This window comes from Pseudoalteromonas sp. S16_S37, from assembly GCF_014694405.1.
Lineage (GTDB): Bacteria > Pseudomonadota > Gammaproteobacteria > Enterobacterales > Alteromonadaceae > Pseudoalteromonas.
Window position 1 is genome coordinate 83,009 of sequence record NZ_JAAUWV010000011.1, and the last position, 7,858, is coordinate 90,866.

Annotated in this window: 5 protein-coding genes and 1 pseudogene; 2 read left to right on the forward strand and 4 right to left on the reverse strand. The window is 41.6% G+C overall.

What is annotated here, in order from left to right:
• Window positions 1-87 precede the first annotated feature (87 nt).
• Window positions 88-2,895, reverse strand: coding sequence for a TonB-dependent receptor plug domain-containing protein (locus tag HC733_RS07805; protein WP_190364491.1), 2,808 nt, complete (start codon window positions 2,893-2,895; stop codon window positions 88-90).
• 507 nt (window positions 2,896-3,402) lie between these two features.
• Between HC733_RS07805 and HC733_RS07810 the strand changes: the two genes are divergently transcribed.
• On the forward strand, window positions 3,403-3,717 hold the full coding sequence (locus tag HC733_RS07810) for a hypothetical protein (RefSeq protein WP_190364492.1): 315 nt from the start codon (window positions 3,403-3,405) through the stop codon (window positions 3,715-3,717).
• A gap of 253 nt (window positions 3,718-3,970) precedes the next feature.
• Here the strand turns inward: HC733_RS07810 and HC733_RS07815 are convergent.
• Both HC733_RS07815 and HC733_RS23620 read right to left on the reverse strand, forming a co-directional pair.
• Window positions 3,971-4,407: pseudogene (locus tag HC733_RS07815) on the reverse strand (acyl-CoA thioesterase).
• A 632-nt stretch (window positions 4,408-5,039) separates the two neighbouring features.
• A complete protein-coding gene (locus tag HC733_RS23620) occupies window positions 5,040-5,234 on the reverse strand; it encodes a DUF4260 family protein (protein WP_194710013.1) in 195 nt (64 codons plus the stop codon).
• Window positions 5,235-5,309: 75 nt separating this feature from the next.
• Between HC733_RS23620 and HC733_RS07830 the strand changes: the two genes are divergently transcribed.
• Window positions 5,310-7,637, forward strand: coding sequence for a S9 family peptidase (locus tag HC733_RS07830; protein ID WP_190364493.1), 2,328 nt, complete (start codon window positions 5,310-5,312; stop codon window positions 7,635-7,637).
• A 65-nt stretch (window positions 7,638-7,702) separates the two neighbouring features.
• Here HC733_RS07830 and HC733_RS07835 read toward each other — a convergent pair.
• Window positions 7,703-7,858 (reverse strand): 4a-hydroxytetrahydrobiopterin dehydratase (locus HC733_RS07835; RefSeq protein WP_190364494.1); only part of this gene is annotated, 156 nt, incomplete at its 5' end.

The window sequence follows — 7,858 nt, forward strand, 5'->3', positions numbered from 1 at the left end:
AATTTTTCAAGTTTAGTGGTTACGGAAATAAAATAGCCCCTTGGTAAACAAGGGGCTATAGTCTAAACATGCATGGGAATTGCTATTTTAAAAACTCACGTCTACACCAATGTAACCTGTTCTACCTAGGATAGACCAGCCATTGTATGCACCACGAGATGTGGTCCAGTGATCGCCACCATTGTTGTCAGTGATATTGTTCAGACCAACGTATAACGTAATCGTATCATTGTATTGATAGTCAGCACGCAAGTTATGGATTAGTGAATTACCTGGTGTGTCAGAGTCTCTGAAGTTTGGCTCCTCATCTTCGTTATATCGGCCTGATTCTTTAAACTTAAATGTCCAAGAAAGTGTTAGATCTTCCATTTTATACTTGGTTACCAAGTTTGCAGCCCACTTTGCTTTGCCGAGCTCACCTGCATCATTATCGGTATGACTCTCTTGATTTGCGAGGTCAAAAGTAGTGACTGAATCTTCGTATAGGCGACTCGCTTTTAAGTCAAACGATAACGCATCCCATGTGTAGTAGAGTTCAATATCCGTGCCTCGCACCCGAGCTTGATCGAAGTTTAGGCTAAGTGGTTGGACATAATCTACATCTCCATTGGCTTTTCGATGTACTAGATCACAAAACATGTTGCTGATTGAGTTCGGTGCAAGATCCACACAGTTTGCCATCACGCCAGAGCCACCAAAACCAGATATTTTATCTTTTAGCTTGATATCAAAATAATCAACTGAAACGGTTAGGTTTTCTAACATGTCAGTCGGGGTGTACACAAAACCTACAGTTAATGTATCTGCTTTTTCTTCTTTGAGGTTCGGGTTACCAGAGCTTCTTACTTCAGCACGTTGCGTTTTGATGTTTGACGACCAACCTTCTGAAATACCGAATAAAGCACAATTTCCTTTGCGGCGTCCATCTGCTGGACCACCATTGATGTTGGAATCGTCACAAGGATCATTCACTGTGCTAAAGCCAATACTTTCAGCTGAATAAAGCTCTTGCAATTGAGGTGCACGCACAGCTTGAGAGAAAATTGAGCGCAGACGTAGCTCTTCATTAAATGTCCAGTTAAGCGCTAGTTTTGTACTTTCAAAATGACTGTCACTACTTGAGTAATCAGCAATTCGATAAGCAGCCTCAATATCGATCATTTGCGCAAATGGTAAATCACTGGCTACTGGCACCAATACTTCAATATAAGCTTCTTTTATATTACGACTTGCATCAAGAGGTGCTTTTTTAGAGCTTAGCTTGCCAGAAGCCCACAATTGGGAAGGATCAAATTTAATGCCTTCATAACGAACTTCAAATCCAGAGCTCATTTGAAGCATACCTGCTGGCAATTGATACAGATCACCAGCAATATTCGCTGTCATTGCGTGGTTTATTGTATCGGTTGTCGCTACATAGCCATCAATCACATAATCCATTAATGCTTGCGATTGCCGCTCAAATGGCGAAAAGCGAGGGCAGCTATCATTTGCTTCACACTCACCAATCACCTGTAACTTGCTGTTCAATCTGTCTTGACGTAATTGTGATGGACTATCGAGATCAATCATGGATTTACCAGTGGTAAAATTGATATCCCAGAACCAACTATCATCAATTGAGCCAGAAAGTGATAGGTTCGATGAATAGAAATCTCGAGTATTTTTGTGTCTACGACCACCGAACTCGTAAAAAGTGTGGTGAAAACCAATCCAATCATCATCGCTAAAATTTTCAGTGATTGAAGTCGGTGTATCGAACAATTCTTTAACGTCAGAAACTTGCATCCATGCACGCTTAAATGGAGGGTCAATCACGTTACTTGATTCTGTGCGAGCTAACGTTATGTCATAAGAAAGATCAAAGTCTTCGAATTGATAATTCAACGACGCGAACAAATTTATGCGCTCAAATGGATCTTCTATATGACCCCAAGACGTACCTTCATAGCCTTTATCCGCGTCGACTAGCCATCCGTCATACATGTCTTTATAGCGGGCTCGTAGAGCAATATCTTGGCTTGACTCGTCAAAGTCATACCAATCATAACCGCCATCAGCATCGTTATACACTGAAAAAATAGTTTGTGGCACGCCCCAAGGGATAGGCGATACATTAGTCACCCAAATTTTGTCTGGTTGGCCCTCTCCACGGTTAGGGTTTGTTACGGAGCGTTGATAGTTATATGACTTATCACGATGTGACTGTCTCAGCACATTTTCAGACAGATAATCAAACGCCACTGTAAAGTTACCTTCATCATCATTGAAGTTAAAACCGTGTGTAATATTTAATGCCCGAGTACTGTGGCCACCTTCTTGCGTGCCAGATAAATGTACGTTTGCTTTTGTACCTTCAAAATCTTTTTTAAGAATAAAGTTTACCACGCCAGCAACTGCATCAGAGCCATATATAGCGGAACCACCGCCGGTCATAACTTCTACGCGTTCAATCAACGATGAAGGTATTGTGCCTACATCAGCAAACATACCTTGATAGTCAGTAGCAACAGATGGTGGACGTTTACCATTTACCAAAACGAGTGTGCGTTCTTCACCTAAATTTCTTAAGTTAAGAATATTTAAACCTGAGTTACCAAAACTATAATTACCAGATGCAGAGTCAAATCCATCTGCAAATTGTGGCATACCCGTTAAGATATCGTTTACGTTTTGCGCACCAGTAATTTTTATATCTTCAGCTGATATTACGATGGTTGGAGAAGGTGCTTCGAAATTAAGACGTTTAATTCTTGAACCCGTCACTTCAATTCGCTCTGGAGTTTTAGCTTCTTCTGAGCTGTCTTGTGCAAATGCAAAATTACTTGAAGTAGCTACAGCCATAGCGATCAAGCTTTTGCTGAATGCGGTGTTTATATTCCTGTGATGACGCATTGGATACCCCTTAAATATCGTCTTTATTGTTTTTATAGCTAGCATGTCTGGTGACACACAAGCAAGAATATTGTATACAATATATTGTAATATACAAAATGCAAGCCCCTTTATTGGAAAAAACTCATTAAAGGTTTATTTTTGACATCAAAAATTGGTACTTATGTTTTTGAGTTGTAGGTTGGATTGAAAGGACGGGATGTCGATTTAAATAGTTTTTAAATGTCTATCTGCTGTAAACCCCTTGCCAAAATACAGAAGGAAACATAGACGAGACGGTCGCTGTGCAAACAAGTTTGAGTGCCAGTCCATAAAATGTAACTCATTAGTCCAAGTCGGGCTGAGCATCACGAAAAATTGACACCTTTTTGATGGACAATGAAGAGAAAGTAACAATTTCACTCTTATTTTCAATGCGTAAGCAATAAATGCGAGCGTATTTTCAAGATTGGTTTAAAAAGTGCATGATGCGCAAGGAAAGTACCAAAATTTAAGAGTGTCACCAAGATGAATCAAAACACAAATACAGTATATGTGTTAAGCGGGTACGCAAAATGTTCGACCACGCAACACGGCAAATACAAGCCCGGCAACAAACATTCTATCGGCCTGCTAACAACCGATGAAAATTATCAAGATAACATCAATCAGCTTAAGACCTTTATTAAAGATTTAGGCTGGGAGTCTATTACGTTTTGCATGGTTGAAGAAGTTAACGATATTAGCACCTTGTCTAATGATGTTTTGATCTCAAGCTTTCTTCGCGCGCAGAAAAATGGTCAATCATTAGTGGTGAATGATCTCCCTATTACAGTGCATTGAGATGAAAGTACGCGTTGCGAAGCAAAAAGGAAAGTGTGTAAGGCCCTACGTCAAAGCCTGCCTACCCTACTTTGAGCGCTGCAAATTTGAGTCAGTAAAACCCAATAGCATTAACTTTCTAATGCACCAACTAACTGAAGCCTTGCCAGGTTAGTTATCGCAAAGCATAAAAAAGGTTAACTTAATCAAGTCAACCTTTCTGGTAATCGCACAATATCAGCGATGAACATGGTAATGGTAAGGCGCCAATACCCTACTGATTAATGCCCATCTCGTATTGTTTAAGTATGGTCAACATATGCTCTGGGATCGGCGCTTTTTGCCCAGTTTTCATATTAAACATCACCACAGTTGCATACCCTGTTGTGCAGAGAGCCTGTTGTGACTCACTAAACGCCTCGTAGCGCATGGTGAAGCGGTCTTCTTTTATATCGGTAATATACGAGCCGATATACAAAGTATCTGGAAAAGTAACAGGTCGTTTGTATTGTGCATATGTATCACGTAACACGGGGCTATATGTGGGTTCTGATAATATCGAAAGTAGCCCTGTTTGTTTTAAAAAGTCTATTCGTGCGGTTTCGAAGTAACGAAAGTATGACACGTTATTCACATGCCCCAACGCATCCATTTCACCCATACCACATTAATTTTGGTATTAACTGCAAACTTCTCGAAAAATTCCTGCATGATTTTGCCTTTAATTCTTGTTATTGACGTTGAGAGTAGCAACTCATCGTACCAGTAACAAGCCTTATGCGATTTTCCACAGACGATCTCTGTAAATTGTAGATAGTTGAGCGCATTTGTTATGCTGTGCGCTCCCATATGTGCTCGGACTTAAAAGAGTAGCGGTAGAGAGGGATTAGTAATACTGCAACTATGCTTATAGCTGGGATGGCAACGATTATTTCCCAGATCTCTTTGATTTCTAAGAGCAGCGGCGCGGCGTCGATTAAACTGTAAATGCTAAGGCCGAGATTCAGCTGAAATGCCACAATCGCAATACTTTTGGTTCCGACGGCTTTTTGGTAATCGTAGCCGTAAATACAAAATTGTCTGAGAATTTTGATGGCCAATGCAGTTATGTCCTATGCCTCAGGGAAAATGTAAGCAAAGGGGAGCGTGAAGGCTGCGAAAAGTATAAGTGCTGTGGTTACCCAAAATACGATCTTCCATATCAGCATGGGGTTTACTGCTCCTGAGAAACGCCCAGTTAAGGGGTGAAGCACGCAACACCGATGTTGCTGCATTGCACTTCATCACCGAAACCACCGCATACCAACAATGCCACGCGTGCTGAATCCCTCTTAAACTGTTTGTTATGTGCTTGATCTAAAACCTATTTTACCTAAATGTGTTTTGTGAAAATCACTACCATACTTTAAACCGTACCCTAAAGCCTTATCAAAACCAATATGAGCAAACCAAATCATGGAAACAGATAAAGCAGTGTCATTTGCAACTAACACGCTTGATAAAAGTAAAATTGCTGCGCCAATAATATTCCGCCCCAAATTATTGCATACAATATACCAAATGTTATATTCGTATCATCTGTTACCTTTATTCGAACATTAGGAATATCAAAAATGGCACTAACATCTCGCCCCCACATAGCCTTGCTAGGTATGCTTTCCTTACTCATAGCGTGTCAAAACACGCCACAGACTAAACTTTCAGCGCCACATTCTATTGCGAATATTACAGCAAATGATTACCGCCGAGCAGAGCAGTTTTTGCCCCACAATTTAAAACCTTTAGTGAAAAATGACTGGCTAGAAGCACACTGGCTAGAAGGTAAAAACATATTTTGGTTTCGCCAGCAAGTTGCAGATAACGGCCAGCAATTTGTTCTGGTGGATGCAAAAAATAACACTCAGGGACCTGCTTTTGATCACGCTAGATTAATGGCTGCGCTTGCAAAGCAAGGTGTAAAATCGCAAAGCCCATTTCACCTGCCACTCAACGAACCGCGTATATCTAGTAATGAACTCAGCTTTCAAAGCGATGGCAAATTATGGCAATGTGATTTAACTGACTATTATTGTCACAGCAAACCTAAAGAGCCTGCCAAAAAAGTAGCTGCAGGCACATCACCCGACGGTCAATGGCAAATCGCCGTACAAGATTACAACTTAGTACTGCGTGCAATGACAGATGACACTGAAAAGCAGCTAACTCATGATGGCTCTGAGCTGCACCCTTATGCGCTGACTCACAATAACCCTGGCAGCAGCTTTGCTAATAACACCCCCTACTCGCATAACAGCACGAATATTATGTGGTCAGCTAATAGCCGTTACGCTATCACCCACAAACTGGACAGAAGTAAAACGGGTAAGCTCACTTTAGTACAGGCAGATACAGGTAATGGATTACGCCCAAGAGCCATAAGCTATTTCTACCCAATGGCTGGGGACGAACAATTGCCGATGGCCGAGTTAGTGCTAATAGACACACAAACAGCTCAGGCGACTGTATTGGATGCGCCCGCTGTGATGCAAACCTACTATGGCGGACCCATCTGGGGATGGTGGCAAGAAAACGATCGATTTGTTTATCACGACCGAAAACGTGGTAATCAACATTATGCAATGCGTGAAATTAACCCCGAGACTAAAACCGTTAGAACACTAGTGATTGAGCAAGATGACAAGTTCATTGACCCGTGGACTCAACTTTACTGGCATCTGCCAAAGCGTAATGAGTTTGTATGGAGCTCCCAACACTCAGGCTATCAACACTTGTATTTGTACGATAGTAAAACGGGTAAACAAAAAAATGCCATTACTCGAGGCAAAATGACAGTACGCGTGATCAGGGGTATTGATGAAAGCAAAGGGCATGTGTACTTTGAAGCATCGGGCCGTGAACCAAACAGAGATCCCTACTATCGTCACCTTTACAGAGTCAATTTAGATGGTACTGAGCTTACGCTACTAACGCCTGAGCCTGCCGAACATAGCACCCAATTATCTGATGATTTCCAATATGTTATCGATACCTATTCAACAACAACATCAGCGCCCATTACCGTGCTACGTAATACAAAAACGGGTGAAGTGCTCAAAGAAGTGCAACGAGCCGATACAACGGCACTCCTCGCAATAGGATGGCAGCCCCCAAAACCCTTTACCGTGTTAGCAGGCGATAACAAAACTGCCCTTTATGGGCTTATGTACCTGCCTTCAAACTTTGATCCAAACAAAAAATATCCAATAATCGATGATATCTATACCGGTCCGCATAATTTCTTTACTCCAAAATCATTTTACACCTATGGCTCGCAGGCAAACGCATTGGCCGAGCTAGGCTTTATTATTATGAAACTCGATGGCCGAGGTACCAGTAAACGTGGCCGCGCGTTTCACGAGCATTCATTTAAAAACCTTGGTGGCGGAGTCGATGACCATGTGGTTGCAATAAAACAACTCGCTGAGCGTTTTTCTTTTATTGATCTTGATAGAGTCGGCATTTTTGGTTTTAGTGCGGGTGGATACGATACAGCCCACGCTATGTTTAAATATCCTGAGTTTTTCAAAGTAGGTGTCGCTGCTTCTGGAAATCATGACTTTAGAGTCGACAAAGCGGGATGGAATGAAATGTGGATGGGCTACCCCGTCACTGAGCACTGGGATGAGCAATCAAATCTTACCCTTGCCAATCAACTTAAGGGGAAACTCCTGCTCGCCCATGGTGAGCTCGACTCTAATGTCCACCCTGCCGCCACTTTGCAACTCGTTTCAAAGTTGATGCAAGCGAATAAAGACTTCGACTTGATGATTTACCCAAACATGGGCCACGTATTAGATAAAAACCCTTATTTTGTTCGTAAGCGCTGGGATTACTTTGTAGAACATTTGCTTGGTGTTAAGCCACCAAAAGAGTACCAAATTATCGATAATAAGATAGATTAACCCCATAAAAAACCAACAAAAAAGGCCTCAATGGAGGCCTTCTTCAGTAATTAAAAATGCTTTGGTTACAGTGCTGCAAATACATCATCGGTTTTAGCTGCACAAACAAAATCATTTTTGTGCAAACCTTTGATTGAATGGCTCCACCAAGTCACGGTTACTTTACCCCACTCGGTAAGTAAACCAGGGTGATGACCTTCTTCTTCTGCCATTGCACCTAC

Coding starts and splice junctions, on each gene's coding strand:
- HC733_RS07805 (WP_190364491.1), bottom strand. CDS start 2,895: ATGCGTCATCACAGGAATATAAACACCGCATTCAGCAAAAGCTTGATC.
- HC733_RS07810 (WP_190364492.1), top strand. CDS start 3,403: ATGAATCAAAACACAAATACAGTATATGTGTTAAGCGGGTACGCAAAA.
- HC733_RS07830 (WP_190364493.1), top strand. CDS start 5,310: ATGGCACTAACATCTCGCCCCCACATAGCCTTGCTAGGTATGCTTTCC.